We start from the raw sequence: 25559 nt of genomic DNA, 5'->3' as shown, positions 1-25559 counted from the left end.
CCTCTGCAGGGGTGGCCCAGCTTGGTCAAAGGCGCTAGGTTGAGGTCCTAGTCTCGTAGGAGTCCGTGAGTTCAAATCTCACCCCCTGCAGGACCCCGGGTTCGGATCCGGGGAACATCGGTCGTCCCGATGCGGAGAGGCGGGAGTTCGGGAGATCGGGCTTAGAGGATCTGTTCGAAGTACCGTACGTCCTCGTTGTACAGGTGACGGTGGAGAACGCCGGCCTCGGTGAATCCGAGGCGCTTGAGCAGTGGGGGGAGCGCGGTGAACAGTGTGAGATGATCGAACCATATCGACGCGCACCCATTGCGCCGGGCCCATTCGATGCCGGCCCGCGTTAGGGCGCTCCCTACTCCTTGGCGGCGAGCGGTCGGATCGACGACGAGCGTGTGGAAGTGCGCGCTGCGACCGTCCAGCTCGCAGCCGATGAGCCCGATGAGCCGTCCGTCGCGCCGGGCGGCGTAGAACGTCACTCCTTCCATCCGGCTCGTGAACTCGAGCGGGGTCGGCTCCCACTCCTTCACGAGCTCGGGGGGGAGCTCAGGGCGCTGCGCGTCCCAGACCCTCTTCAGAAGCGCGGCGACCTCGGGAACGTCCCGGTGAGTGATCCGCTCGACAAGGAGATCCCCGGGCGCCGGCGGGGCGGGCTTGGCGCTCGATTCCTCACGATCGGATTGTCGTTGAAGTGCCACGCTGTGCCCCCCGAGAGAAAGCCGCTACGTCGCACGCACTACTGCGACCGTTCTTGAACCTTTGCCGTCTCCGGGCGGCCCGCTACGGAGTGTGTCGGCTCGGTGTCCGCGGAAACGGCGTCGTGTCGCGGATGTGCTCCCGACGCAGCATCCAGCGCAGCACGCGCTCGACGCCGAGGCCGAAGCCCGCGTGTTCGATGTTTCCATGGCGTCGCAGGTCGAGATACCACTCGTAGGCGGCCGGATCGATACCGAGCTGGGCGAGGCGCTCGAGCAGGCTCGGGATGCTCGTCTCGCGGCAGGAGGCGCCGACGATCTCCCCGTAGCCCTCGGGAGCAAGCAGGTCCGCGGCTTCCACCGTGCGCGGGTCGCCGGGGGTGCGTAGCATGTAGAACGCCTTGAGCTCGCGCGGGAACCGGGTCAGGAAGATCGGCGCGGTCCGCTCGATCGTGAGCGCTCGCTCCTCGGCGGTGCCGAAGTCCGCGCCCCACTCGATCGCGAACCCCTTCTTCTGCAGCTCCTCGATCGCAGCGGCGTACGGGACCCGCTCGAACGGTGCGCGGACGGCGGCGAGGTCCTCCGGCGCCCGTCCGAGCTGCCGAAGCTCGGTCGGTCGCCGCTCGGCGATCGCGCGACAGACGTACTCGATCATCCGTTCGACGAACGAGAGCAGTCCGTCGAGATCCGTCCAGGCGAGTTCGCCCTCGAGGTGGAGATACTCGGTCAGGTGCCGCGGCGTGCGCATCTTCTCGGCCCGGAACGACGGGGTAAGCGCGTAGACGCGCTCGTTGGGCACGAGGAGCGCCTCGAGGTAGAGCTGGGCGGTCTGGGAGAGGTATCCGGGTCGTCCGAAGTAATCGATCTCGAACGCCTCGGCGCCTCCTTCGGCCGCGTTGCCGCTCAGGATCGGCGGCGTCACTTCGAGGACCGATTCGCGGTCCATGAACTCGCGGAACGTCCTCAACAGCTCGGCCTTCACGCGGAACGTGGCGACGTGGTCCTGCGAGCGGATGACCAGGTGCCGCTTGTCGAGCCGGAACTCCTCGGTCTGCTCCTGGAAGATCGGGTACGGCTCTCCGGCGTCGATGACGACGATCCGCGATGCGCGGATCTCCCGCCCTCCGGGCGCTCGCCGGTCCTCCGCGACGGTGCCCTCGACGGCGATGGCTCCCTCGTTCTGGACGTGCTCGGCGGCGGTGAACGGCACCTCCCCCAGCGCATCCTTGCGCCCGGTGACCTGCACGACGCCGGTGCGGTCGCGGAGCGTGATGAACAGGATCCCGCCGGAGGATCGCGAGCCGAGCACCCAACCTCGCACGGTGATCGGTGCGCCGATCGCCCCCGGACGGAACGCACGCTCGATCGCGGAGAACGCGGTGGAGCTCATTGGTACTCTCGCCACTTGTGGCCGCACACCGTGCACTCGAAGATCCGGGTCTCGGGCTCGTCCGCGCCCCGGGTTTGGCGGAGCACCCAGTAGGCGGTGTCGTTGCCGCACTTGGGGCAGACCTCGTTCGCCGTCGGCAGCGTCACCGACTTCGTCTCCACGACCGAGACCTCGCGCTCCTTCGGGGTCGAGCGGCCCACCTCTTTGCCCGAGCCGAGGGGGACGGTGGCTCCGCACGCCGGGCAGACCCAGCGGTGGGCCGCGGTGTCCGGGCGCATCAAGCGCTTGCACTTGGGGCAAAACATAGGGAGACGATTCGAGGGAGCCAGCCGTATTTGACCCTTCGCGCGAGGGGAACCTACGGGAACCGGTCCGGCGATGCCGCGCTCGAAGGGGGAGCCGCGGCCGGAGCGACGCTCAACGGAAGGGGCGACGGCTTCGCGCCCGGGGCGAGGATCTGGCGCATGTGCTCGCGTCGGCGCGCGAGGTCCTCGTTGGTCCCGATGTCGTGGCGCACGTAGAACTCGCCCTCGACGTGGGCGAGGGCGATCTCGACCCGGGCTCCGGCCTCGTGGATCGCGCTCGCTTCTCCGACCAGCGCGATGCCCCGTCCCGAACCGAGTTGAACGGTCGACGGACCGACCTCCTCGACGCTCCCGAAGTAGACGTGGACTCCCTCCGCCTCGATCGCGGGCTCGTCCAGTCGAAGGATCCCCCCCGGTCGGGGCTTGTCGCCGTACCCGGGGGGGACGATGTACTTCAGGACGGTCGACCGAAGGCGGAATCGCACCAGGTTGGGGTCGACCCGGCCGCTCGCGACCCCGAACAGGAGCTCGTCAAAGTTCCCCTCCTCGTAGAGCGAGAGGACGTTGATCGATTCCGGGTCGCCGAAGCGAGCGTTGAACTCCACGAGCTTCGGGCCCTGCGCCGTGAGCATGAACCCGCCGTAGAGGATCCCTCGGTACTCGATCCCCTCCGTGCGGAGCGCCGCGACGGTCTGTCGGATGATCTCGACCGCGACGTCGCGGTCGGCGGCCGGGAGGAACGGTAGGAGATGATCACGCTGGGAGTAGGCTCCCATCCCTCCGGTGTTGCCGCCCTTGTCCCCTTCCAAGGCGCGCTTGAAATCCTGCACGACGGGCATCGGATAGATGCCGGAGTCGGTGACGAACGCCATGAGGCTGAACTCCTCGCCGACGAGCTTCTCCTCAAAGAGGACCCGCTGGCCCTGCATGAGGAGGCTCTTCGCGTAGGCCGCGCCCTCCTTGACCTCCGCGAAATCCGACCCCTGGACCCACACCCCCTTGCCGGCGGTGAGTCCGCTCGGTTTGACCACGAACGGGGTCCCGAAGCGCTGCGCCAGGGCGTCGACCTCGTCAATGCTCTTAGGTGCTTCGAATCGCGGCTGGCCCCCGACCCCGTAGCGGGCGAGCAGCTCGCGGCAGAACAGTTTCGACGACTCGATCCGGGCCCCCGCGGCAGAGGGCCCCACGACGGAGATCTCCGCGGCGCGCAACGCGTCCGTGACGCCGGCGGCGAGCGCGGCCTCGGGGCCGATCACCGCGTAATCGATCTCTTGGCGCTCGGCGAAGGCCACGACCGCATCGGCGTCCGTGATCTCCGAGCGCGCGGTAGCGCGGGCGAGGCGCGCGATGCCCGGGTTCGTGTGGGGGGCGACGTTGACGAGTTTGGCCCCGGCGATGGATAAGGCGCGGGCGATCACGTGCTCCCGGGCTCCGCCCCCGACCACCAGGACGCGCATTCGGCCGGGGAGGAAGCTGGAGGAGTTATAGGCACGTCGGGACGGAGTGGTCCGCGGTGCGTGCATGCGCTGCCGCGTACGGGAGCGCGTGCCGCCGCGCATTCGGCCCCGCCACCCTTAAGAACGGGGCCCTAGTGGCCCGTTTCCCATAGGCCGCCGATGGACGTTCGAGTCGCAGAACGAGAATCGGATACGCTCCGCTTGGAGCTTCCGCAGGGTGAGGAGACCCTCCTCATCCCCTTGGTGGAAGCCTTGCAGCGCGAGGAGAAGGTCGTGGAGGCTCGGTACTATATCGGACACCCGTACCTCGACCGGCCGACGCTCTACCTGAAGACCAAGGGCGAGAAGCCCCAGCAGGTGCTCAAGCGGGTCCTCAAGGATCTCGCGGACATGTACGGCGACCTGGTCACGGACTTCGACAAGAAGGCCGACAAGATCCGCACGTAGGGGACCGCGCCCGATGTTGAAGGAGTGCGACCAGCACGGTTACTTTCGGGGCGACAACTGCCCGGTCTGCGGGCAACCCTCGAAGTTCCTCATGGACGACCGGGAGCTCGACCACCTCGGTCGGATCCTGACGGGCATCCTGCGCCACTTCCCCGACCGCTACCACCTCACGATGGACGAGCGCGGCTGGGTCTCGCTGCCCCAGATCGTCCGCGCGATATCCCAGCAGCACCGCGTCTACCACTGGCTGCGTGTCCACCACTTGGTGGCGATCGCGGAGACCGACGCGAAGGGACGGTACGAGGTCCGGGACGACCGGATCCGCGCGACCTACGGTCATACGCTCGAGGTCGCTCTCGATCTGCCGACCGAGAACGTGCCCGACCAGCTCTACTATCCCGTGACCGAGGAGGAGGCCGCTATCGTCCTCGAGGTCGGCCTCAAGCCGTCCGATCGGCGCAAGGTGCACCTCTCCAAGACCGCCCAGGACGCCCGGAACGCCGGCTTGGTCCGGCGCCCGAACCCGGTGATCCTCGAGATCGATGCGAAGCGCGCGCGCGGGGACGGCCTCGTGATCATGCGGGCGGGCAAGACGGTCTTTCTCGCCGATCAGGTCCCCTCGGAATATCTCACCCGGGTGCCCACCCCTCCGAGCGACGCCGCCGAGTAGGGGCCACGCCGACCCGGCTAGGCGAACGAGTTCACGTTCGTCTGGTACTGGGTCGCGATGTACACGGTGACGGTGATGCCGCTCGTGGTCGGATACGGGTTCGAGAACACGAAGTAGTACGTGTCCGTGTAGTAGGCCGCAAAGGTGATCGGGCCCGAATTTCCCGGGCTGTACCAGGTCTGGTTCTGGGGATTGTCCCCGGCGAGGAACTGCGAGTACTCGGTCGTGTTGTACACGGTCAATCCGATCGTCGTGCCCACGGGAGCGACCACCGAGAAGTTGCCGGTGATGAAGTCCTCGCCGCTGACCTCGCCCGCCAGCACCGTGGAGTTTCCCGCACCGATCGTGTACGTTCCCGAAGTGGTCAGGGGATCGGCGAGGACCGGGGGTCCGGAGAGAACCGGCTGGATGACGAGGAAGGCGAGCACCACCACCACGCCGGCCACGATGAGGATCCGGAAGGCTCCGAGCAGCTTGAGGCGTCGCTGGACCCGGCGGGGAGCTCGCGCGATCGTCCCGGCGCGGACGGGCTCGCCCGCCCCGCAGATCGGGCAGACGGCGGACGTCGGGGGCACGGCGTTCCCGCAGAATGCGCACTCCCCCCACGTCGTCGAGGGGCTGACCGACTCCGGCATCGTGGACGCCCTCGGAGCCTAGGGAGGTTCTTAGGGGGTTTCGTACGAACCTTCGAGCGGAACGCCTCGTCCGCGCCTATGTATCCGCCTTCTTCCGGGGAAGAGCAACGTTCACGATCACGTTCTTTCGGCGGGTGTACGATTCGAGGACCTTCGTTCCTTGCTCGAAGCCGATCCCGCTCTCCTTGAATCCGCCGAACGGGGTCTGGGGGAAGGTGTTCGGCGCTTCGTTGATGCTCACCATCCCCGCCTCAAGGCGTCGAGAGACCGTGTGGGCGATGGCGAGGTCCTTCGTCCACATCGCCGCGAACAACCCGTAGCGCGTGTCGTTGGCGATGCGGATCGCGTCCTCGGCGTCCTTGAACGAGAACACCGAGAGAACGGGTCCGAAGATCTCCTCCCGAACGGCCCGCGACTCTCCAGGGACCTGGTCGAGCACGGTCGGCCGGACGAAGTGACCGTGGGCCAGCCGGGGTTCGGCGGGACGATTCCCGCCGGCCACCAGAACTCCACCGTCGGAGAGCGCGCTCCGCACGTACTCGAGGACCCTCACGGCTTGATCGGCGGAGACGAGGGGGCCCATCTCGATCCCGTCCTCGAGCCCGGGGCCGAGCTTCGTGGCGTCGGCGATCGCGCGTACCTTCTCGAGCAGCGGGGCGTGCACGCTCTCGTGCACGATGAGCCGGGAGGCGGCCCAGCACATCTGGCCCGCGTTCCCGAAGATCCCGTAGCCGATCCCCTTCGCGGCCCGGTCGAGGTCGGCATCCGGGAACACGATCACGGGGCTCTTGCCACCGAGTTCGAGCGTGACCGGGATCACTCGCTGAGCGGCGATCTCGGCGATCCGCAGGCCGATCTCTCCGCTTCCGGTGAAGGAGATCGAGCGACAGCGCGGATCGAGCGCGAGCGCTTCGCCGACCGACCTCCCGGGGCCGACCACGACGTTGAGGATCCCCTTGGGGATACCGGCCCGGTGGGCGAGACGGGCGAATGCGATGGCGGTCAGGGGGGTCAGACTTGCCGGCTTGAGGACGACCGCGTTCCCCGCGGCGAGGGCCGGGGCCACGGACCGGATGGCGAGCAGCAGCGGATAGTTCCAGGGGGCGATGTGGACCGTGACCCCGAGCGGCTCGCGCAGCGTGTACGCGAGCCGCGGTCCGGGGACCGGGATCGTTTCTCCCTGGACCTTGTCGGCGAGCCCGCTGACGTACTCGAGCGTCCGGACCACGTACTGGAGATCCCCGCGCGACTCGCGGAGCGGTTTGCCCATGTTGCGGGTCTCCAGGCGCGCGATCGACTCGGCCTCCGTTTCGAGCAGATCGGCCAGCCGGCGAAGCGCCCGTGCGCGTGCGCTTCCGTCATCCGCAGCCCAGCCGGATTCGCGGAACGCTCGTTCGGCCGCTTCCATCGCGTGGCGTGCGTCCTCCGGACCGCCGATGGCGAGGTCCGCGATCGGTTCCCCCGTCGCGGGGTCCGTGAGGGTGGCTCGCTCGCCGCGGCTCGCGGGGATCTCGGCACCGTCGATGAAGAGCTGGTACTTCGATCCGTTCGCTTCCGCCATGGTACTCGGTTCGATGGGGGGCGCCCACATATGCGTTGAGGGCGGGGCCGAGGGCCCCGGGGAAGGTTCCCGACGTCACGGGCGGATGTCGTACGCCCGTCCCTTCCAGTAGACCGGGCGACGGGAACCCCCGCGACCGATCGACGCAGCGAGAACCGCGATGTAGTAGGCGACGGAGACCGGGTAGAGGAGACCGTACGCGGCGGGTACCCCGACCGCCCGGGCGAAGGCGACGTGCTTTCCGAAGAGCGCGACCCACAGGACGACCCCCATGGCCATCAGGGCCGTGCTGCCGACCACCCACCCGAGCGGGAGGAGCCCGAGCGGGAGGAGGAAGAGGCCGATCAGCCCTGCGAGGCGTCCGATCTGCACGGTGGAGGAGTACGTCGTCCCGTGGACCGTCTTGAGAAGTCCGTCGAACATCTCCTCTCGGCCGCGGTACATCCTCGTCGAGGCCAGATCCGGCGCCCACGCGAACCTCAGGGCCCGGCCGCCGTTCCGGAACCGCTCTGCGAGTGCGACATCCTCCAGTACCGCAGCGCGGACCGACTCGTGTCCCCCCAGCTGTTCGTAGGCCTCCCGGCGGACGAGGAGGAACTGGCCGTTCGCCGTAGCGGCCCTCGATCGGAGTCGGTTGACGCGCGAGGATCGCAGATGGACGAGCACCATCTGGACGTAGAACGGGAGGACCACCCGTTCCCAGAACGAGCGCATATCGATCCGGGATCCGATCGATGCGAGATCGGCTTGCTCGCGCTGTGCCCACTCGAGCACCGTCCGCACGGCCGCGCGGTGCGTCCGCACGTCCGCGTCCATGAACAGGATCCACTTCCCCCGGGTGGCGCGTGCTCCCGTCCAACACCCCCAGCTCTTTCCCACCCAACCCTTCGGCAACGGCGGCTCGTCGATACGGCGCACCCGGGGAGACCGCGCGTCGATGACGGCCGCCGTTCCGTCGGTCGATCCTCCGTCGACCACCACGATCTCCCCCGGCACGCAATCCTGAGCCAGAAGATCCTCGAGGGTCTGCGGCAGGTCGACGACCTCGTTCCGGGCCGCGATCACGACGCTGAGTTCGGGGATCGACGCGGGCGGCCCCTCGCGGGACGCCATCGGATCGAGTCGGGGCATCTCGTAGGAGAACAGGATGGCCAGCCCCTGGTACACGAGGGCCGCGACGGCCAGGACGAGGAGGAACACGACCGTCCAGAGCGCCACCATCGACCTCCCGCACGCCGAGACTAGTTAATCTGCGCTCGGTGGCGTCCGACGGTCGAGGGCGATGACGGCCGTCGTGCACCCGCGTCTGAAGCCGAATGCGCTCGACGACCGGGAGTATCAGGCGAACATCGCGAAGGTCGTGGTCGACCGCAACACCCTCGCGATCCTCCCCACGGGCCTTGGAAAGACCGCGATCGCCCTGCGGGTGATCGCCGAACAGCTGAGGCGGTATCCCGATCGCTCGATCCTGTTCATGGCTCCCACTCGCCCCCTCGTCGTGCAGCACGCGCGATCGGTGGCCGCTTCGATTCTCGGCCCGCCACCGCTCACGCTCACCGGGGCGATCACCCCCGAACGACGTGCCGCACTGCTCCACCCTCCCCAGATCGTCGTAGCGACCCCCCAGGTGATCGCCAATGACCTGCTCGGTCGGGGATTCACGCTCGAGGGCTTCTCGACGATCGTATTCGATGAGGCGCACCGCGCGGTCGGTAACTACCCGTACGTTGCGGTCGGTCTCGCCAACCGCGATGGGCCCCGCGCTCGCGTTCTCGCTTTGACCGCTTCGCCGGGCTCCCGGAAGGAACGGATCGAGGCGGTCTGGTACAATCTCGATATCGAACACTTCGAGTACCGCACCGAGGATTCGCCGGACGTTCGCCCGTACATCCACGACATCGGCGTCGAGACGGTGACGATCCCTGTCCCGGTCGAGATGCGCCACCTCGCGATCCTGTTGAAGGCCGCGGTCGCTCGGCAGATGGAAGTCCTGCGGCATTATGATCTGCTCCCTCCCGGGGAGACCACTCGACGGACCCTGCTGACCGTGGGCGAACGGCTACATCGACAGCTCTCGGTGGACCGGAGCCGCGGGACCGCGGCCGCCCCGGGGCTCTGGGCCGCCGTTACGGCCCAGGCCGCCGCGATGAAGGGGCAGCACGCGGTCGAGCTCGCCGAGAGCCAGGGAGTGGAAGCGCTCCGCGCCTTCTTCGAACGACAGGACCGGCCCGAGCGAGGTCGGATCACGCCGGCCCAGCGTGCCTTCCTGCAAGACCCGGACGTGCTCGAGGTGCGCCGACGGATCGAACGGACGACCCTAGAACACCCGAAGATCGCCGCCGCGGTCTCGATCGTGGCCGAGGAGCTACGTCAGCGCCCGAACGGGCGGGCCATCATCTTCACGCAGTACCGGGACACGGTCGATCGGCTCCTCCTGGAGTTCGAGCGCCTCGGAAGCCCTGCGGTTCGGGCGGGACGCTTCGTGGGACAGGCGACCCGGACCGACGACCCCGGCCTCTCCCAGAAGGACCAGGTGGCGCTCCTCGATCGGTTCCGGGCGGGGGAGATCAACGTCCTCGTCGCCACATCGGTCGCGGAGGAAGGCCTCGACATTCCCGCCACGGACCTCGTCGTCTTCTACGAGCCCCTGCCGGACGTGATTCGGACCATCCAGCGTCGGGGCCGGACCGGCCGCGCGCGGGCGGGCCGCGCGATCGTCCTCGTGGCCGAGGGGACCCGCGACGAAGGCATGAACCGGGGAGCGGCCTCCCGCGAGCGCCGCATGCACTCGATGCTCGAGGAGATCGAGGCGAAGGCCCGGGCCGGCGAAATCCTCCCTCCGCCACCGGCCCACACCGTGCAGCGTCTGATGACCGAGTACGAGCCGTAGGGGACTATCGGCCGGTGCTTCCGAATCCGCCGCGTCGCGAGGCGACGGGGGCGACCGTTCCCTTGCGGAATCGAGCGGGAAGATCTTCGACCACGCGGATCTGCCCGATCCGGTCCCCGACCTCGATGTGGTACGTCCCATCGAAGAGGTAGGACATCGGGATCCGTATCTCCCCGGAGTAGTCGCGATCGATCGTCCCCGGAGCGTTGACCATGAGCACACCGCGGGAGGCGAGACCGCTCCGCGGCCGGACCTCGAGAAATGTCCCCCTCGGTGCGCGCATCTTCCAGCCGGTGCGCACGAGCGTGACCGTACCGTGGATGAGGTCGGCTGCCTCCGCGGCCGCGAGGTCAAAGCAGGCCGAACCCGCGGTCGCGCGCGCGGGAAGCCGGGCGTGGACCATGCCCGCGATCCTCTCCAGGACCACCGTACGCACGCGGGGCGCCATCGAACTCCTCGATGCGAGCGAGCTTCAAGACGGCTTCCCGTGGTCGGCCGGGTCGGCTTCGGGGCCCGCGGCCGCAGACTCGGCCGAGAGGAACCGCGCCACCAACCGGCCCTCGGCCCGGCGCAAAATCTTGCCGAGGGCCGGAGGGCTTCGGCCCGTGAGGCGAGCCAACCGCGTGAGCGTGATCCGACGGGGCACCGTGTAGTAGCCGAGGGCCCAGGCCCGTGCGGCAAGGGCCGATTGGAGCGGGGTGAGCGACGACGAAGAATCCTCGGTGAACGGACGGTGCGAGGCGCGAAGCACGCGGAACGGGAACTCCTCCTTGGCGAGCCAGCGCAGGACCCGGCGCAGCACCGCCTCTTCGCCGTGGAAGCTCGCTACGACCTTCTCGCTCGTCATGCGGAACGGTACCGTGGGAGAGATCCGGCCGCGGGCCATGGCGAGCAGGTACCGCAGCCGTTCGGAGTTTCGTTGGCGGATGAGGAGGATGTAGTCGCGGCTGCGCGGACGCCGTTCGAGCAGCTCGAAGCTCTCGAGCCCGTAGATCTGCCGGATGCGGCGGGACTCTCGCAGGAGCTCCGCGGCGCTCTTCAGGGGCCCTCGTCGGCGGACCCGGACGAGCTGGAGCCGCCACCCTTGCTCGAGCCGGAGGGTCTCGAGCAGCTCGACCTCCTCGTACCTCTCGAAGAACCCTTCGGGAATGAGGCCGAGAGCAACCAGGTGCTCGGTCGAGAACTCGAGGGTCACCGTCTGCATCGCGGACCTCCGACCGAGGGTTCCCATATGAACCTGCCCGGGCGTCGCCGGACTCATGAGCGGTGGCGGCGTCGCCCCACCCGATGGCGTACCGCTCGCTCGGGGAGTTTCTCGAGGCTCTCGATGCTCAGGGCGATCTCGTTCGGGTGCGATCGCCCGTGAGCCGCGATCTCCAGATCACGGAGATCACCCAACGGGTCCTCGCTCGGGACGGCCCCGCGCTCCTCTTCGAGAACGTGGAGGGATGCACGATGCCCGTCGCGATGAACGTGCTGGGCTCGACCCGTCGGATCGCGCTCGCGCTCGGGGATCCGAGCGTCGATGCGACCTCGAAGCGCATCGGAGAGCTCGTTCACCTGCGCCCGCCGGCCGGGTTTGTGGGAGCGATCCGGGACCTCGGGGGAACGATCGCGGCGCTCTCCACCCTACGGTCCCTCGCGCCGAAACGGGTCCGCGCGGGCCCATGCCAAGAGGTCGAGGAACCGACGGTGGACCTCGACCGGCTGCCGATCCTGAAGTGCTGGCCGAAGGACGGAGGACGGACCGTAACGTTCCCGGTCGTTATCACGAAGGACCCCGACACGAACGAGCCGCACACGGGGATCTACCGCCTCCAACAGTATGGCCCCGACACGCTCGGATTCCACGCCCAGCTGCACCGCATCGGGGCGAGCAACTTCCGCAAATGGGCCGCACGGGGCGAGCGTATGCCCGTCGCGGCGGTCATCGGCGCCGACCCGGCGACCGTGTTCTCCGGGCTCGCTCCGGTCCCGGAGGGGATCTCCAACTTCGCCTTCGCGAGCTTCCTGCGCTCCGAACCGGTCGAGCTCGTGCCGGCTCGCACGGTGGATCTGGAGGTCCCGGCGCAGGCCGAGATCGTGCTCGAAGGGTACGTCGATCCCACCGAGCGCAAGATCGAAGGACCGTTCGGAGATCACACCGGATACTACTCGCTCCCGGAACCGTTCCCCGTCTTCCACGTCACGCACGTGACGCACCGGGAGCGAGCGGTGTACCTCGGGACCGTAACGGGCCGACCCCCCACCGAGGACGGGATCCTCGGAAAAGCGGTGGAGCGGATCTTCCTACCGGTCATCCGGTTGATCCTCCCCGAGCTCGTGGACATGAACCTGCCTCTCGAAGGCCTGTTCATCAACGTGGGGATCGTCTCGATCCGAAAGTCCTACCCCGGCCAGCCCCGCAAGGTGATGCACGCCCTCTGGGGCTTGGGCCAGATGATGTTCACGCGCTACCTCGTCGTCGTGGACGCCGACGTCAACGTCCACGATCTCTCCGAGGTCCTCTACCGGGTCGGCCTGCAGGCGGATCCGGAGCGGGACTTCGAGCTCTCCCGCGGACCGGTCGACCAGCTGTCGATCTCCAACCCCGTTCCCAACTTCGGGGCGAAGATCGGCATCGACGCGACCAAGAAAGGACTCGAGGACGGATTCCCCCGTCCGTGGCCGGAGGAGATCCGGATGGACGACGCGACGTGCCAGGCCGCCGAACGCTTGATCGCGAGCGACCCGTCACTCGCCCGCCTCTTCCGCCCGCCGCAGCCGTGACCGATCCACCGACAGACGCCTCCGGGCGGTGGTGGGACTTCGGCAGGCTGCTCGAGATCCAGACCCTCGGACTGAACCTTCCGTTCGCCCTCGCCTTCATCTTCATCGCTTCGAAGGGCCTTCCCTCGCTGGCGACGTTCCTTCTGATCGTCATCGCGTTCCTGGCGGCTCGCAACGCGGGCCACAGCTTCAACCGCTGGGCCGATCGCGCGCAGGACGCGGTCAACCCCCGAACGCAGAACCGGGTGCTCGTCACCGGCCGCGCGCGCCCGGAGTTCGCGCTCGCCTTCTCGCTCGCGAGCGCGGCCCTGCTGATCGTGGTCTCCTACTTCCTGAACCCGCTCGCGTTCTATCTGTCCCCGGTGGCGCTCGCGATGGTGTACGGGTACACGTACACGAAGCGCATCACCGCCTGGACCACCCCGTTCCTCGGACTGGTCGAGGCGATCGTGCCCGCCGCGGTCTTCATTGCGGTCCAGGGCACGCTCCCACCCGTCGCCCTCCTCGCCGTCGGAGGCCTCCTGTTGTGGGGGACCGCGTTCGAGACAATCCACAGCCTCGGCGACCTCGCGAGCGACCGTGCGCTCGAGTTGCACTCGCTCCCCCTTCTCGTCGGCGTGCGTCGGTCGACCTACCTCGTACCCGTGCTGCACGCCGGAGCGCTGATCCTGCTCGCCGCGTTCGGCTTCGTGCTCGGTCTCGGGATCGCCTACCCCATCGGACTCGCTGCGATCGCGATGGTGGCCGTCATCACCGACTACCAGCTCCTGCGGCACACCGCAGCTACGCGGGTCGCGTTCCGGCGCCACTTCCTGATGAGCGCGATCTACCTCGTCGGGGCCGCCGTGGCCATATTCATCGCGTAAGGCGCGCGGATCCCTCGCGGATTGCGCCCGCGGGGGCGATGTTTCTGAGACGGAGGAAGCGCGCGACGAATCCTGTTATATACGGGAAGGAGAGAGGAGGCCCGAAGTATGCCGCAGGTGATGATCAGCCTGTCCGTGCGCGATTACAAGACAACGAACGACGTCTGGCGAATGGCGAAACGCCACCTCAATCCCGCGGTACGCCGCCGGATCGGCTGGCGGGGTCGGTCGAGCTTCCTACGACAGTTGATCCTGTACGGCTTCGAGCAGGCCAGCGCGAACCCGGAGGCGTTCCTGCGGGCGGTCCGCGACACGCACGATCCCATGTTCGGAAAGCGCGGACGAAGCGAGGCGGGCGCCGACCGCCGAGAGGCCCTCATCGCGCAGTGGGAAGCGTACTTCCCCAAGCCCGCGGGAGGGCGCCGCCGGCGCGACCCCGCGAAGACGGGCGGCTCCCCGTAGCGCCGAAACCCGTTTCCCCTCCGTGACCTCCAGCCCAGGAGGAGTCCCATGACCCGCACGGTGGATCGGATCGAAGGGCTCGGGCTGATCGGTCGGGGGACGGTCGGGAACCTATCGTTCCCCGTACCGGCGCTGCTCGAACGGCCCAGCGACCGTGCCCCACCGGGCCGGCTGTGCGTCTCCACCGTCGCGGGAACTCTCCCCGGGCATCGCCATCTGGCGATCGGCGATGGCACTCGCTCCGTGGACCTCACCTTCCCGGTCCCCGCCCCCGAGATCACCGGAGCGGGCGGAAGCGCTTCCGAAGCCGGGTTCGGGAGTTGGGTGGTCCACTGGCCGCCGCCCGCCGATGCGCTTCAGCGCCTGCGCGCGGCCCGTCCGGAGCTGTTGGTCCTCGGGAACGCGCGGGCGCTGTGGTCGGACGGAGAGTCGTTCATCCAAGCGATCGGCGCGATCCGCAAGGAGCTCGGACCGGCGCCCCTACTGTGGGCGCCCCGCGTGGCACTGCCCCACCGGATCCCCATGCTGCAGTACCTCGGCATCGATCTCATGGATACGACCGAAGGCGAGATCCTTTCGTCGGCGGGGACGGAGTTGGACGAGTCGCTGGGAACGTCGGCCCCCGAAACATCGTTGACGACCTCAGTGGCGAGCGATCTCGGAGCGATCTATCGGGATGCCTTCGCCCGGGCCAACCACGCTTCGCGCGTCGGTCGGCTGAGGGAACTGGTGGAGGCGAGGCTCGCCGCCGAGCCCACCTTGGCGGAGATGCTGCGGTACGCCGACCGGGACCTCGCGGATCTCCTGGAGGAATACACTCCCGTCGTCGGTCATGGGACGGGCCGGTACGTCCTGGCCGAATCCTTGCGTCGCCCACAGATGCGGAGGTTCCGCGCCCGCCTCCTCGAACGGTACCGCCCACCGGCCTCGAAAGAGGTACTGCTGCTCGTTCCGTGCAGCCGGACCAAACCGTACCGCAATTCCCGCTCGCACCGACGGTTCTGGGGCGCTCTCGAGGGCCTCCGTTCCATCGAGCGCGTCCACGTCGTCTCGCTTAGCTCTCCGGTCGGACTCGTCCCGCGCGAGCTCGAGGATGTGTACCCGGCTCGGCAGTACGACATCCCGGTGACCGGCGAATGGTCCGAGGCGGAGCGGCAGCCCATCCGGGAAGGCCTCCATCATATCCTCGGGCAGGGACGATACCGCGCGATCGTGGCCCACCTCGATCCGGCCGAGTATGGCTTCGTGCGCGAAGCGATCGGAGAGCGCCTTCCCACCGCGTGGACGATCGGCGACGATCGGACCACGACGACCGAGGCCCTCGCATCGCTGCGGGACGCGGTCGCCGGCGCGCTCGTCGAGTCCCGGCCCACCTCCGGGGGACCCCTCTCCGTGGTCCGGGAGGAACTCGCGGAGATTGCCGCGTTCCAGTTCGGCCGGACCGCCGCGGACCGGCTCTTCGCGGGGAAGATCCGCCTCGCCGGACGACCGTGGTTCCAGCGCCTCGTTGATCCGGCCCACGTCGACCTCGCGACGTGGAGGGAGGAGCGGGGATTGTTCCACCTCACGGTCGCCGGCGGCCAGCGACTCCTTCCCGATCCCCCGCTCGCGGTCGAGGTCTCGGAGGGGCTCACCCTCGCCGGAGATCTGTTCGTCCCGGGCGTTCGACGTGCGGATCCGGCCATCCGCGTAGGAGATGCGGTGGTGCTGATGCGCGATGGGAGGCTGCTCGGGGTCGGCGAAGCCCTCCTACCGGGGCGGCTGATGACGGGACTGACGAAGGGGAGCGCCGTGCGGGTGCGTCATCGCGAGCACTCCAGCACCGATACTCCCATGATGGGAGAGCGGTCATCCCCCCACCACGGGCCGGTGGTCTAGCGGTTAGGACGTCGCGCTTACAACGCGGAGATCGACGGTTCAAATCCGTCCCGGCCCATCCCCGCCCGCTCTCCTTCGGAAATCCGGCAGGTTTAAACGGGAGGAAGTGCATTTTACCGTGGCATCGGGGGGACCAACGATCATGAAGTGTTCAGCATGCGGAGCCGAGCTTACCGAGGGCGCGAAGAACTGCACGGCCTGCGGCCACGAAGTAGGCATGGGTCAGCGGGCGGCCGAGGGTTCCCTGCACGTGGCCGAGAAGACCGGAGAGGTTGCCGGTAAGGTCGGCAAGGGAATCTGGAGCGGGGCCAAGGCCGTCGGCACCGGAGCCAAGAAGGGATTCAAGGGCTCCGACGACGAGAAGAAGGACCACTAGACGGCACGTCGCGGGGCGGTCACCCGCCCCGCGGTTTCAGTCGGACGCCGTCCGGGGTCTCGACGGTCCGTCCGGATTCGGCGAGGCGCTGGAGGATACGATTGAGCCCTGCGAGCGAGATCCGATGCCCGCGACGCTCCAGTTCTTCCAGGAGCTTTCGCCGTCGGACCGGGGAGGGGGAAGCGCCTAGGATCTCGATCACGGGGTCCACCATTCCAGGCGGGATGCCCGCGACGCCACGGCCGGCCGGTTCGGTCATGGCTCCGCACGAGGCGAGCTTCGGGATATAACGCCGGACCGTCCGGTACCTGCGCGAACGCTATGCGGTCGTACTCTTTCAGCGCGAGGTGTACCTTACCCTGAACCTAGCGACGGTCGTCCTTGCCTTCCTGATCGTCATCGTTGAGATGACGGAGGTGGTCGCGCTGATCTTTGCCCTCCAAGGCGAAACGGGAACCCTGCGCCACGGCGCCGCCGGGGCGGTCGCTGGCGTGGCGGTGATCGGGGCGATCACGGTGGTGGCGGGTGCGTTCATTCTCGCGGTGCCCTCCCAGTACCTCCTGGTCGGGTCGGGGATCGTGCTCGTCGCCTTCGGGATCTTCCTGTTCCGGAGCACGCTACGCTCGTACCGGAGGGCGCGCGCACCGGCCCCGGTTGGTACGGCCGCGATCTCGCAGCGCAACGCCCGCACCGTGCAGTTCAGCGGCGGGTTCACGGTCGGCGCCGTGGAGACCACCGAGGCCGCGATCGTGCTGCTCCCGATCGCCGCCACCGGTCAGGGGTGGTCCGCGGTCCTCGGCGCGGCGCTGGCCGGCATCCTCTTGATCGGCCTCGCCGTCGTGCTCCACGAACGGATCCGCCGGATCAAGGTTCCCTGGCTCAAGCTGGGGGCGACTTCGCTCCTCTTTGCGTTCGCCACGTTCTGGCTGGGAGAAGCGGCGAAGGTCCCGTGGCCGTGGGGCGACGCCATGCTGATCCCGCTGTTCCTGGCCGCGCTCGTGCTCGTACGGGCGACCCTCGAGGTCTTCCTGCGCTCGGATGGCGCTCGAGCGCGCGGGACCGCCACGGCCTGAGCGTGAGCTCGGGCAAAGGATGAAATCGGTTGGGAGGGGTAGCTCTCCCCGGTGCATCTCTATCTCGTTCGCCACGGACCTGCGGCCCCGAAGGACCCGCGCCGGTGGCCGGACGATGCGGCGCGCCCGCTGACGCCGCCGGGGGTGCGAAAGACACGACGGGCCGGGGTCGGGTTCGCCCGCGAGGTCCCCCATCTCGATCGGATCGTCTCGAGCCCCGCCCGCCGCACGCATCAGACCGCGAAGCTGTTCGCCGCGGCGTTCGACGCTCCCCCACGGATCGAGCTCTGGTCGGATCTCGGCCCGGGCGCACCGCCCGGACCGATCCTCGAGCACCTTCGACGCACCGTCCGGGCCCCCCATGCAGAGGTCCTGCTGGTCGGCCACCAGCCGGGGCTCGAGCAGCTGATCGGGCTCGCGCTTACCGGCGACAGCGTGCCCCTCAGCCGGTTCTCCAAGGCCGGCGCCGCGGCTCTCGAGTTCTCGCGCGCGATCCGGCCCGGAGCCGCTCGATTGGAGTGGCTGGTCACTCGGAGCCAGCTCTCCGCAATCGGGAAGTAGGCGGGACGGGCGTTCGCCGCTTCTTCTCCGGCGGCGTCTCGAAGAGTGGGCGCACGATCTCGGCGACGTCCCGGTGCACCTGATCCGGGCGACGGTTCGCATCGATGAGTCGGAACCCGTACGGCTCCTCCATCCACCCGAACTCGTGCCTCAGGCGCGTCTGGTACTCGAGGAAGCTCTCGAACCGGTCGGAGGAGATCGACAGATCCATCCCCGACTCCCAGTAGTCGAGGCTGCCGTACTTGGAGATCGCCCGATGCATGAGGATCTCGGGACGGGCGTCCAGGAAGACCGTGAGATCGGGGCGCAGGGCGAACCCGTAGAGACGCTGGGCCCACTCGCGCGACGCGCCGCGGACCACGGCCCGGGCCATGAGCGTGTAGATGTATCGGTCGGCGAGGACGGTGCTGCCGGCGGCGAGGGACGGGAGGATCTTGTTCTCGAGCTGGTCGGCAAAGTCCGTGGCGTAGAGGAGCGCGAGGGTCGCCCCGCCGAGCGTGTGGCCCTCCTTCGCGCGATCGATCTGCTCGCTCACCAGCGTCGATCGGCGCAGACCGGTGTCGACCACGGGGTGACCCTCGATCTCCAGCCACTCGCGGAGGATCTCGACCTCGGTCGAGCGGCCGGAGGCGTCCGCTCCCTCGACGACGATGAGGCGGCCGGTGAGCGGCTCCTCCGATACGCCGGGCAGCGGGGTGCCGTAGGTCCTATCCTTCATGCTGCAACGTCTCCCCCGTCGGAAAATCCTCGAGCAGTGGGCGGAGGTCGAGGCGCAGGTCCATCTGGATCCGTTCCACGGGTCGCTCCGCGTCGATCACCGTGAACGCATCCGGGGTGACCATGCGGTCGTACTCGCGCTTGAGCCGCCCTTGGAACTTCAGGTAGCTCTCGGTGATGTCGTCGGAGAGCCCGAGATCCATCCCGGCCTCGTAATAGGAGATCTTCAGCCGGGATGCGAGCTTGCGTCGTAGCGTGACCGCGACGGGCACCCGGAAGTAGTACGTACGGTCGGGACTCGGGGCGAAGTCGTAGATGTTCCGGACCCACGCCGAGTCGCACCCCCGCGCCGAATCCCGAACGAACGCCGTGTAGGAGTACCGGTCGCAGACGACAAGGTACCCCGCGCGCAAGGGAGGCAGGATCTGGCGCTCGAACCGGTCGGCGAAGTCGGTCGCGTGGAGCAGCGAGAAGGTGGTCGGGGTGAGGAGACCCTTCTTCTTGCCCCGCCGGATGATGTTGGAGACGAGTTCGGAGGAATTCCATTCCGTGTGGAACACCCGGTACCCTTGGGAGGAGAGCCACTTTCCAAGGAGGCGGGCCTGGGTCGATTTGCCGCTGCCGTCGAGCCCTTCGAAGACGAGCAACCGCCCCGGGTAGCCGTGCACGTGGCTCGAGGGGTCAGCCATCCTTGATCCGGACCTCGACGTCGAACTCGCGCTCGATGGGCTTGCGAGCCTTCTCGACCGCCCGAGGTGGAAGGGAGCTACCCGTGGGAGTAGAAAAGGTGACTCCGAGCGTGCGACCCCCGGGGGCCCTCGTGAACCTCGGTCCCGCGACCACGAGGAGCCCGCAGACCTGAAGGATCGCGCCGAGGCGCCGCGCGGTCGACGCGTCGCTCGGGCGGAGCACCGGAGCGAGCCCCTTGCGCCAGCCCGAGGGGAGGTCGTCCCCGGCGTGCTGCGCGACGATGCTCGCCGCGAGCAGCGTTTCGTGCTGATCGAGGCCGTAGATGGGGTAGTTCTGGATGAGATACGCGGAGTGGTAGGCGTGCCGCCAGAGATCGATCGAGGTTCCCGAGTCATGCATCCACGCGGCCACGGTCAGCGCGAGCCGCTCGCTGGCTCCCCAGTGCTGCTCCTCGGCGAAGAGATCGAACAGTTGGCCGGCGAAGTTCGCCACGGCCCGCCCCCGGTCGAGCGCGAAGGAGAACCGCTCAGAGGCGGCGGTCACCGAGCGGGATGCGAGCTCGGTCGCGTCGGCGGGGAGCGGGGCCCCGATCATCTCGAGAGCGAGGCCGTCCCGGATCCCGGTGCCCGTGACCACGATCTCCGGAGCCCCGGAAGCACGCAGGACCTCCTCCATAATGATCAGGCCGGCGACGATCACGTCCGAGCGATCGCTGCCGATCCCGGGGATCGCGCGGCGCTTCGTGCTCGGCATCTCCACCATCAGTTCGAGGAGCGCGTCCAGGTCGTGCGCTCGGATCGCGAAGCCGTGGACACGGCGCACGGGATAGTCCCGGAGCGCGATCGCGGCCCGCGCGGCCGAGCGGATGGTGCCTCCGATGGCGAACAGGCGACGGCCTGTCCCGCCGAACGCGTCGACCGTGGTCCGAAGGGTGTCCCGGACGTAGGCGCGCAGCTCCTCGAGCTCGCGGTCCTTGGGGGGATCGTGATCGATATGCCGCTGCGTCACCCGGAGGACTCCGAGCGGTAGGCTGACCGAGTTCGCGATCTGGGCCGCACGCGTCTGGACCAGCTGCAGCGAGCCGCCTCCGAGGTCGCAGATGAGATCGTCCGAGAGCCCCCATGCGCTCGCCACGCCGAGGTAGTCGTAGTGCGCCTCCTCGCTGCCGCTGAGGATGCGCAGTAGGATCCCGGTCGCCCGCTGGACCGCGGAGATGAACTCGCCCGCGTTCGGCGCGTCGCGCACCGCGCTCGTGGTGACGGCGAGGGTCTTCGACACGCCAAGGTACTCGAGCGTGCCCGCGAACCGCTCCATCGCGGCGACCCCACGCTCGATCGCCTCGGACGCGAGCCGGCCGTCAGCCGCGAGACCGGCGCCGAGGCGAGGCACCTCCTTCGCCTCGTAGACCGGACGGACCGTCCCGGCGGGGGCGGCATCGAAGACGACGAGCCGCCCGGTGTTCGACCCGATGTCGATCACTCCGATCGATTGGGAGAAGCGCTCCCCCGGCCCGATTTCGCTGCGGTGGAGCGTGGCGCTCGGGGTTCGGCCCACGCCGGTCCCGTACGCATCCCCTCAATAAGAATCATCGCGCCCCGGGGTCCACACCCCGTGTACGCCTTACTCCCCGGCACGGTGCGTCCCGGTGAGGCGACGGTTCCGTCTTCCTCGGCCCCGGAGCGGTTCATCATCATGGCGAAGTCCCTGACGTCATCGCTCTCGCCGGCCGCGCTCGCGCGGTACGTCCGCGAATGTCTCACGACGACGACCGCGTCGACCGACCGGGTGATCCAACGGCCGCACCCAACGGCGGAGGACCTGCACGATCTTCACCGAGATCTGCGCCGCCTGCGCACGCTCGCGGGCGTCGCAGCGCGGGTCGGTCGGCGCGCGGGCCGACGTGCCTGGCCCGCGCTGGATGCCCGGCTGCGCCGAGCGACCCAGCTCGTCGGGGAGGTGCGGGACCTCGATGTTGCGCTGACGCTGGTGGACCGGTTCTTGGACGGATCGTCGCTCTCCGAGGCGAGCGCGGATTCCGCTCTGTGGACGCTGCGTCGCCGCCTTCGGGACGATACTCGAACGGGGCGCGAACTCCTGCGAGCCACCCTGCGAGCGGAACGCCAGGCGGGGCTCTTCGAGGAGGTGGCCGTAGCTCTGGGAGGCTCGATCACCGCTCCGACCACGGAGACGATCGCCCGTGGCCTTGAGGAGGAGCGGCGGCTCCTCGAGCGATCGGCGCGTCGGGCACGGAAGCGATCCATGCGTCGGCCCAGTCCGGAACGGCTCCACGAGGTCCGCGTTCGCGTGCGCCGGTGGCGCTACCTGTCCGATCTCCAAGATGCGCTCCAGGGAACCCCGTCCTCCACGTTCCCCCGCCGCCTGGCGTCGGTCCAGCGCCGCCTCGGAGAGCTCCACGATCGGGACGTGCTCACCCAGCGGCTCGATGAGCTCGACCCGAATCACCGGCGCGAGCCGTGGGCCCGTGCGTTCCACGAGGAGCATCGTCGGATGCGACACGACCTCATCCGAGAACTCAAGGGGCTCCACCTCCGCCATCATCGAGCCGTCCGCGGGGTCCCCGAACGCCCTACCACCGCACGCCCCCCGCGCCCGGCTCGGCATCGCCGAGCGACGCGACGGACGAACGCTCGACACCGATAGGGACATAGCGCCCGCCCCGATGCGAGCCCCCGTGGTCGCACTACCGGCTCCCGCGATAGCGGATTCCTGGGCGGAGTTGCGCACCGCCCTGGGAGAGACGGGGGCGATCGGGGCCACCGTCCGCCAACTGGCCCGGAGACTGGAGGTCGACTCCCCGGCGGTGGAGGAGGAGCTCGACCGACTCGCGGCGCGCGGCGAAGTCGTGCGAATGGGGCGTGGCCTATGGATGCTGAGCGACTACGAGACCCTCGAGCGCCGTCCGGATTTCGAGGACGCGGCCGCCTTCCGGGAGCGCTTCGAGCACGAGGACGGGATCGCTCTCGGTACGTACGACGGTCCGATCACCTTCCGACCCAACGATCAGTTGCCGGTCCATCGCTGGTGGCCGTACGTCCAGGGCTACTCGGCGGAGTTCGTGCGCACGGTGATCGACCATGCCGGGCTATCCGCCCCGGCGACCGTGCTCGACCCGTTCTCGGGAAGCGGGACGACGCTCATCGAGGCCCGCCGTGCCGGAGCCCGCGCAATCGGGTTCGAACTGCTCGCGCCGGCGGCGCTCGCGGCGCGCGTGAAGGGCCGGCTCGAGCTCGATCGCTCGGCGCTCGAGCGCGCCGGGCGTCGGGTGCTCGCGCGAGCGCGCCGATCGGCCCCCGGAGCCCTCCCGTTCCTCCGCGAGACCCGGCGGCAGTTCGACCCCGATGTCTTGGACGAACTCACCCGGCTGCGCGATGCCCTTCCCGAGTCGACCCGGCCCGAGGACGAGGCGGGCCGCCTCGCCTTCGGCCGGATCCTCATCCCGTCCAGCCACCTGCGACGCTCCCCGTGCCTGGGGTACGGACCGGCGAGACCCGCCGGCCCATCCCCGTTCGATCGGTTCCGCACCGCGATCGCCGAGATGCGGTCCGATCTGGAGGCACTGGCCCCCGAGCGCGCGCGCTGGGGCCCTCCGATCGTGGTCGAACAGCGGGACGCCCGAACGATGGACCTGCCCGAGGGATCGGTGGATCTCGCGCTCACGAGCCCGCCCTACGTGAACGGGATGGACTACGTCATGAACTACAAGATCGACCTCGCGTGGCTCGGGTACGTCTCTTCGTACGCAGATCTCGCGAGGTTGCGTCGGGAGGAGGTCGCCTGCGACAACCTGCCTCGTGCGGAAACGCGAGCGTATCGGACCACGCACGACGCCCCGGACCCCTGGCTCCCCGAGATCCTCGAGCAGATCCGGGAGCGGACGGGGCGCAAGGGATCCTACCGGCGCGACGACATGCACGGGATCGTCCACCGCTACTTCCGGGACCTGCTTCCGATCCTATCGGGAGTCTACCGCTCGCTCCGGCCCGGGGGGCGATTCGTCCTCGTCATCGGTGATTCGCTGCTCGCCGGCACGTACGTCCCCGGAGATCTGATCACGGCCCGCCTCGGCGCCTCCGTAGGCTTCCGGATCCGATCGGTCGACATCGCACGCGAACGGCGCTCCGGCCAGCGGCGCTCCTTCCGCCTGCGCGAATCGATCGTGACGCTCGAGCGGCCGAACGGCACCTAGCGCCCGCCGGCGGGCCTGCCGGTGGAGGGAAGACTATACGTACCATCGCTCGCGTATTTTTTCCCCGAGAGGTACCCATGCCCACGCGCGTCCCGGAGCCCCGGTTCATCGAACCCGTCCTCGGGGTCGTCTTCGACCTCGATGGCACCCTCGTGGTGTCGCGTCACGATTTCGGACGGATGCGCCATGAAGTGATCCGGCTCGCCGAACGCTACGGGGTCACCCCCGGCCGATTGAGCCCGGAGGAACCGCTCCATCGCATCTTGGAGAGCGCCCGCGACGAACTGCGTTCTTCCGAGACACCGACCACCGTCATCCTCCGTTTCGAGGCCGAGTTCCACAAGCTGATCGACGGGATCGAGATGCAGGCGCTCGACCGGACGACGGCCCGTGCGGGGGCCCCGGCCCTCCTCCGGGGACTCCACGAGCGCGGATTCCGGCTGGGCCTGTTGACCCGCAGCTCGGAACCGTTCACCCGCGAAGCCCTCGGCCGAACCCACCTCGACCGGTACTTCTCCTTCATGCGGACGCGCAGCGCGCCGGGCCCCGCGAAACCCTCCCCCGAGGCCCTCCTCTACCTCCTCTCGGAGATGGGGGTCCCGGTCGAGCGGGCGCTCTACGTCGGAGACCACCTGATCGATGCGGAGTGCGCGACGCGCGCGGGCGTGCGCTTCTACGCCGTTCTTCCCGATCCGTCCGAGTCGTCGACCATGTCGACCGACCGCTTCCTAGCCGCCGGCGCCTCCGCGATCGCCACCGATCTCACCGAGCTCTCGCGACAGCTCCAGATTGCGAGCCCGCCCCCCGAGCCCCGACCCCGCGTCGCGTCGGCCACTCCCGGGTAGGGCCCCGGCGCTCGGGAGGGACTACAGGTACCAAGAGTACGCATGGATCACGGCCCGCTCCGCGGTGGCCCACGCTTCGGGGATCTGATTCCATCCGTTCCGCAGGTCCCCCACGCAGTACAGCCCCGGGATGACCTCGCCCGATGCATCGGATAGCACCCGGCAATCCTCGTCGGTCACGACAAACCCATCGTCGTCGAACCGGGCCCCGAGGGAGTGCGGGATCTGGGAGTTCATGTTGTACCAGCCGAGGGCGCTGAACCCCTTGTCGTACTGTCGGACGGAGCCGTCGGTGAACCGGACGTGGAAGCGCTGCTCCCGGATCCCGTCAAACCCCACGATCTCCGAGTCGTGGAGAGAGATGTGGCGCTCGGCCATCCGTCGCTCAAGATCGGCGCGCTCGGCCTCGTCGCTTCCTTCGAGGAGGGGGTGGCCGTTCGTGAGGAGCTCCACCGAAGCCGGCTGGAAGTGGAAGAGATCGATCGCGGATCGCACGGCGAACGCATCGTGACCCAGCACCGCGACCGACCGGTTCGGGAGCGTGTGCCCGTCGCACAGGACGCAGAATTCGACGATCGCCTGATTGGCCCAGGGGAAGATCGGATCGATCTTGCCTCCGATCACCGGCATCCGGTCGACGACCCCCATCGCGAGGATGACGGCCCGGCCCCGTGTGACCCGGCGCTGCTTGAGCCAGTCGAACGCCACCGCGTACTGACCGTCCTCGGCGCGCTCGACGCTCATCACCTCGGCCGGGGTGAAGTAGCCGACCTCACGGTCGACCTTGCGCACCGCCGCGATCTGGGCATCGAGGAGCTTGTGGCCGGAGATCCCATCGGGAAACCCGGGAATGTTGTCCATGGTCGGCGCGTAGTACGACCGGCTGTACTTTGGTCCCCGATCGAGCAGAGCGGCGGAGTGACCCAAGAGCGCCGCTTTCAATCCCGCCTGGAGCCCCGCGTGGCCCCCGCCCACGATGACCATGTCGTAGGACTCTTGGAGTCGCGGGAACCCGGGCATATCGTATCGGACGAACCCCGTCGTGGATTTGATGCCTCGCCGAGCCGAAAT

General features: G+C 68.7%; 27 protein-coding genes and 2 tRNA genes. 15 read left to right on the top strand and 14 right to left on the bottom strand.

Translation table 11 applies throughout. From position 1 onward, the window contains the following. Positions 1–5: 5 nt before the first annotated feature. A tRNA-Leu gene (locus tag VMV28_05880) sits at positions 6–90 on the top strand. A 71-nt stretch (positions 91–161) separates the two neighbouring features. Here the strand turns inward: VMV28_05880 and VMV28_05875 are convergent. The 4 genes from VMV28_05875 to purD all read right to left on the bottom strand — a co-directional run bounded on the left by VMV28_05875 (position 162) and on the right by purD (position 3841). Beyond that, on the bottom strand, positions 162–692 hold the full coding sequence (locus VMV28_05875) for a GNAT family N-acetyltransferase (GenBank protein ID HUZ80127.1): 531 nt from the start codon (positions 690–692) through the stop codon (positions 162–164). Between the two features lie 82 nt (positions 693–774). Then, positions 775–2079, bottom strand: a complete 1305-nt coding sequence (asnS, locus tag VMV28_05870) for an asparagine--tRNA ligase (protein ID HUZ80126.1) — start codon at positions 2077–2079, stop codon at positions 775–777. Next, positions 2076–2384, bottom strand: coding sequence for a transcription factor S (locus tag VMV28_05865; GenBank protein ID HUZ80125.1), 309 nt, complete (start codon positions 2382–2384; stop codon positions 2076–2078). Before VMV28_05865 ends, asnS begins: the two co-directional genes overlap by 4 nt. Before the next feature lie 53 nt (positions 2385–2437). After that, positions 2438–3841, bottom strand: a complete 1404-nt coding sequence (gene purD, locus VMV28_05860) for a phosphoribosylamine--glycine ligase (GenBank protein ID HUZ80124.1) — start codon at positions 3839–3841, stop codon at positions 2438–2440. 159 nt (positions 3842–4000) lie between these two features. Between purD and VMV28_05855 the strand changes: the two genes are divergently transcribed. Both VMV28_05855 and VMV28_05850 read left to right on the top strand, forming a co-directional pair. Next, a complete protein-coding gene (locus VMV28_05855) occupies positions 4001–4288 on the top strand; it encodes an RpoL/Rpb11 RNA polymerase subunit family protein (protein ID HUZ80123.1) in 288 nt (95 codons plus the stop codon). 13 nt (positions 4289–4301) lie between these two features. Beyond that, positions 4302–4958, top strand: coding sequence for an RNA 2'-phosphotransferase (locus VMV28_05850; GenBank protein ID HUZ80122.1), 657 nt, complete (start codon positions 4302–4304; stop codon positions 4956–4958). Positions 4959–4975: 17 nt separating this feature from the next. On the opposite strand, the gene VMV28_05845 is transcribed toward VMV28_05850, so the two are convergent. The 3 genes from VMV28_05845 to VMV28_05835 form a co-directional block, all read right to left on the bottom strand. Continuing rightward, a complete protein-coding gene (locus VMV28_05845; GenBank protein HUZ80121.1) occupies positions 4976–5593 on the bottom strand; it encodes a hypothetical protein in 618 nt (205 codons plus the stop codon). 76 nt (positions 5594–5669) lie between these two features. Further along, positions 5670–7154, bottom strand: coding sequence for an aldehyde dehydrogenase family protein (locus VMV28_05840; GenBank protein ID HUZ80120.1), 1485 nt, complete (start codon positions 7152–7154; stop codon positions 5670–5672). Between the two features lie 75 nt (positions 7155–7229). Next, positions 7230–8375: a glycosyltransferase gene (locus tag VMV28_05835; GenBank protein ID HUZ80119.1), complete on the bottom strand. Its 1146-nt coding sequence runs from the start codon at positions 8373–8375 to the stop codon at positions 7230–7232. Positions 8376–8436: 61 nt separating this feature from the next. Here VMV28_05835 and VMV28_05830 point away from each other — a divergent pair, with 61 nt between their 5' ends. After that, complete coding sequence (locus VMV28_05830; protein ID HUZ80118.1) at positions 8437–10044, top strand: helicase-related protein; 1608 nt, start codon at positions 8437–8439, stop codon at positions 10042–10044. A 4-nt stretch (positions 10045–10048) separates the two neighbouring features. Here VMV28_05830 and VMV28_05825 read toward each other — a convergent pair whose 3' ends face one another. Further along, positions 10049–10492 carry a dUTP diphosphatase gene (locus VMV28_05825; protein HUZ80117.1) on the bottom strand — a complete coding sequence of 148 codons (444 nt, stop codon included), beginning with the start codon at positions 10490–10492 and terminating at the stop codon, positions 10049–10051. 24 nt (positions 10493–10516) lie between these two features. Continuing rightward, positions 10517–11248, bottom strand: coding sequence for a helix-turn-helix domain-containing protein (locus VMV28_05820; protein ID HUZ80116.1), 732 nt, complete (start codon positions 11246–11248; stop codon positions 10517–10519). A gap of 62 nt (positions 11249–11310) precedes the next feature. On the opposite strand from VMV28_05820, the gene VMV28_05815 reads away from it, so the two are divergent. The 6 genes from VMV28_05815 (at position 11311) to VMV28_05790 (ending at position 16395) form a co-directional block, all read left to right on the top strand. After that, positions 11311–12813, top strand: coding sequence for a menaquinone biosynthesis decarboxylase (locus tag VMV28_05815; protein ID HUZ80115.1), 1503 nt, complete (start codon positions 11311–11313; stop codon positions 12811–12813). After that, positions 12810–13679 carry a UbiA family prenyltransferase gene (locus VMV28_05810; protein ID HUZ80114.1) on the top strand — a complete coding sequence of 290 codons (870 nt, stop codon included), beginning with the start codon at positions 12810–12812 and terminating at the stop codon, positions 13677–13679. Before VMV28_05815 ends, VMV28_05810 begins: the two co-directional genes overlap by 4 nt. Positions 13680–13787: 108 nt before the next feature. Next, the gene (locus VMV28_05805; GenBank protein ID HUZ80113.1) at positions 13788–14141 is read left to right on the top strand and encodes a hypothetical protein; all 354 of its coding nucleotides are present in this window, start codon (positions 13788–13790) and stop codon (positions 14139–14141) included. 48 nt (positions 14142–14189) lie between these two features. Then, positions 14190–16019: a DUF5591 domain-containing protein gene (locus tag VMV28_05800; GenBank protein ID HUZ80112.1), complete on the top strand. Its 1830-nt coding sequence runs from the start codon at positions 14190–14192 to the stop codon at positions 16017–16019. Beyond that, a tRNA-Val gene (locus VMV28_05795) sits at positions 16005–16077 on the top strand. Before VMV28_05800 ends, VMV28_05795 begins: the two co-directional genes overlap by 15 nt. Positions 16078–16161: 84 nt before the next feature. After that, complete coding sequence (locus VMV28_05790; protein ID HUZ80111.1) at positions 16162–16395, top strand: zinc-ribbon domain-containing protein; 234 nt, start codon at positions 16162–16164, stop codon at positions 16393–16395. A gap of 19 nt (positions 16396–16414) precedes the next feature. Here VMV28_05790 and VMV28_05785 read toward each other — a convergent pair whose 3' ends face one another. Continuing rightward, positions 16415–16654 (bottom strand): hypothetical protein, encoded by a 240-nt coding sequence (locus tag VMV28_05785; protein HUZ80110.1) that lies wholly within the window; start codon positions 16652–16654, stop codon positions 16415–16417. Between the two features lie 88 nt (positions 16655–16742). Here VMV28_05785 and VMV28_05780 point away from each other — a divergent pair, with 88 nt between their 5' ends. After that, positions 16743–17468 (top strand): hypothetical protein, encoded by a 726-nt coding sequence (locus VMV28_05780; GenBank protein HUZ80109.1) that lies wholly within the window; start codon positions 16743–16745, stop codon positions 17466–17468. Positions 17469–17519: 51 nt separating this feature from the next. Next, positions 17520–18029: a phosphohistidine phosphatase SixA gene (sixA, locus tag VMV28_05775; GenBank protein HUZ80108.1), complete on the top strand. Its 510-nt coding sequence runs from the start codon at positions 17520–17522 to the stop codon at positions 18027–18029. On the opposite strand, the gene VMV28_05770 is transcribed toward sixA, so the two are convergent. Genes VMV28_05770 through VMV28_05760 form a run of 3 tightly spaced genes read right to left on the bottom strand, consistent with a single transcriptional unit; the run spans position 17995 to position 20990 of the window. Continuing rightward, positions 17995–18747 (bottom strand): thymidylate kinase, encoded by a 753-nt coding sequence (locus tag VMV28_05770; protein HUZ80107.1) that lies wholly within the window; start codon positions 18745–18747, stop codon positions 17995–17997. The two genes, sixA and VMV28_05770, sit on opposite strands and share 35 nt — an antisense overlap. After that, the gene (tmk, locus tag VMV28_05765) at positions 18737–19435 is read right to left on the bottom strand and encodes a dTMP kinase (GenBank protein ID HUZ80106.1); all 699 of its coding nucleotides are present in this window, start codon (positions 19433–19435) and stop codon (positions 18737–18739) included. Before tmk ends, VMV28_05770 begins: the two co-directional genes overlap by 11 nt. Continuing rightward, the gene (locus tag VMV28_05760; GenBank protein ID HUZ80105.1) at positions 19428–20990 is read right to left on the bottom strand and encodes a Ppx/GppA phosphatase family protein; all 1563 of its coding nucleotides are present in this window, start codon (positions 20988–20990) and stop codon (positions 19428–19430) included. The genes tmk and VMV28_05760 overlap by 8 nt, the downstream gene beginning before the upstream one ends. Before the next feature lie 57 nt (positions 20991–21047). Between VMV28_05760 and VMV28_05755 the strand changes: the two genes are divergently transcribed. From VMV28_05755 to VMV28_05745, 3 genes are all read left to right on the top strand, one after another. Beyond that, positions 21048–22097, top strand: a complete 1050-nt coding sequence (locus tag VMV28_05755; GenBank protein ID HUZ80104.1) for a CHAD domain-containing protein — start codon at positions 21048–21050, stop codon at positions 22095–22097. Between the two features lie 31 nt (positions 22098–22128). Further along, complete coding sequence (locus VMV28_05750; protein HUZ80103.1) at positions 22129–23643, top strand: DNA methyltransferase; 1515 nt, start codon at positions 22129–22131, stop codon at positions 23641–23643. Between the two features lie 77 nt (positions 23644–23720). Continuing rightward, positions 23721–24488 carry an HAD family hydrolase gene (locus tag VMV28_05745; GenBank protein HUZ80102.1) on the top strand — a complete coding sequence of 256 codons (768 nt, stop codon included), beginning with the start codon at positions 23721–23723 and terminating at the stop codon, positions 24486–24488. A 21-nt stretch (positions 24489–24509) separates the two neighbouring features. On the opposite strand, the gene VMV28_05740 is transcribed toward VMV28_05745, so the two are convergent. Continuing rightward, complete coding sequence (locus VMV28_05740) at positions 24510–25508, bottom strand: NAD(P)/FAD-dependent oxidoreductase (GenBank protein HUZ80101.1); 999 nt, start codon at positions 25506–25508, stop codon at positions 24510–24512. Positions 25509–25559: the final 51 nt, after the last annotated feature.

The sequence above is a fragment of the Thermoplasmata archaeon genome (assembly GCA_035532555.1).
Classification (GTDB): domain Archaea; phylum Thermoplasmatota; class Thermoplasmata; order Lutacidiplasmatales; family UBA184; genus Lutacidiplasma.
This window is presented reverse-complemented; position numbering and strand designations above follow the sequence as displayed.

What these genes read in the sequence shown, in the direction of transcription:
- asnS (HUZ80126.1), bottom strand. Translation starts at nt 2,079, where the DNA reads ATGAGCTCCACCGCGTTCTCCGCGATCGAGCGTGCGTTCCGTCCGGGG.
- VMV28_05820 (HUZ80116.1), bottom strand. Translation starts at nt 11,248, where the DNA reads ATGCAGACGGTGACCCTCGAGTTCTCGACCGAGCACCTGGTTGCTCTC.
- purD (HUZ80124.1), bottom strand. Translation starts at nt 3,841, where the DNA reads ATGCGCGTCCTGGTGGTCGGGGGCGGAGCCCGGGAGCACGTGATCGCC.
- VMV28_05800 (HUZ80112.1), top strand. Translation starts at nt 14,190, where the DNA reads ATGACCCGCACGGTGGATCGGATCGAAGGGCTCGGGCTGATCGGTCGG.
- VMV28_05740 (HUZ80101.1), bottom strand. Translation starts at nt 25,508, where the DNA reads ATGCCCGGGTTCCCGCGACTCCAAGAGTCCTACGACATGGTCATCGTG.
- tmk (HUZ80106.1), bottom strand. Translation starts at nt 19,435, where the DNA reads ATGGCTGACCCCTCGAGCCACGTGCACGGCTACCCGGGGCGGTTGCTC.
- VMV28_05785 (HUZ80110.1), bottom strand. Translation starts at nt 16,654, where the DNA reads ATGACCGAACCGGCCGGCCGTGGCGTCGCGGGCATCCCGCCTGGAATG.
- VMV28_05830 (HUZ80118.1), top strand. Translation starts at nt 8,437, where the DNA reads ATGACGGCCGTCGTGCACCCGCGTCTGAAGCCGAATGCGCTCGACGAC.
- VMV28_05855 (HUZ80123.1), top strand. Translation starts at nt 4,001, where the DNA reads ATGGACGTTCGAGTCGCAGAACGAGAATCGGATACGCTCCGCTTGGAG.
- VMV28_05850 (HUZ80122.1), top strand. Translation starts at nt 4,302, where the DNA reads ATGTTGAAGGAGTGCGACCAGCACGGTTACTTTCGGGGCGACAACTGC.
- VMV28_05825 (HUZ80117.1), bottom strand. Translation starts at nt 10,492, where the DNA reads ATGGCGCCCCGCGTGCGTACGGTGGTCCTGGAGAGGATCGCGGGCATG.
- VMV28_05845 (HUZ80121.1), bottom strand. Translation starts at nt 5,593, where the DNA reads ATGCCGGAGTCGGTCAGCCCCTCGACGACGTGGGGGGAGTGCGCATTC.
- VMV28_05770 (HUZ80107.1), bottom strand. Translation starts at nt 18,747, where the DNA reads ATGAAGGATAGGACCTACGGCACCCCGCTGCCCGGCGTATCGGAGGAG.
- VMV28_05790 (HUZ80111.1), top strand. Translation starts at nt 16,162, where the DNA reads ATGAAGTGTTCAGCATGCGGAGCCGAGCTTACCGAGGGCGCGAAGAAC.
- VMV28_05835 (HUZ80119.1), bottom strand. Translation starts at nt 8,375, where the DNA reads ATGGTGGCGCTCTGGACGGTCGTGTTCCTCCTCGTCCTGGCCGTCGCG.
- VMV28_05805 (HUZ80113.1), top strand. Translation starts at nt 13,788, where the DNA reads ATGCCGCAGGTGATGATCAGCCTGTCCGTGCGCGATTACAAGACAACG.
- VMV28_05840 (HUZ80120.1), bottom strand. Translation starts at nt 7,154, where the DNA reads ATGGCGGAAGCGAACGGATCGAAGTACCAGCTCTTCATCGACGGTGCC.
- VMV28_05865 (HUZ80125.1), bottom strand. Translation starts at nt 2,384, where the DNA reads ATGTTTTGCCCCAAGTGCAAGCGCTTGATGCGCCCGGACACCGCGGCC.
- VMV28_05745 (HUZ80102.1), top strand. Translation starts at nt 23,721, where the DNA reads ATGCCCACGCGCGTCCCGGAGCCCCGGTTCATCGAACCCGTCCTCGGG.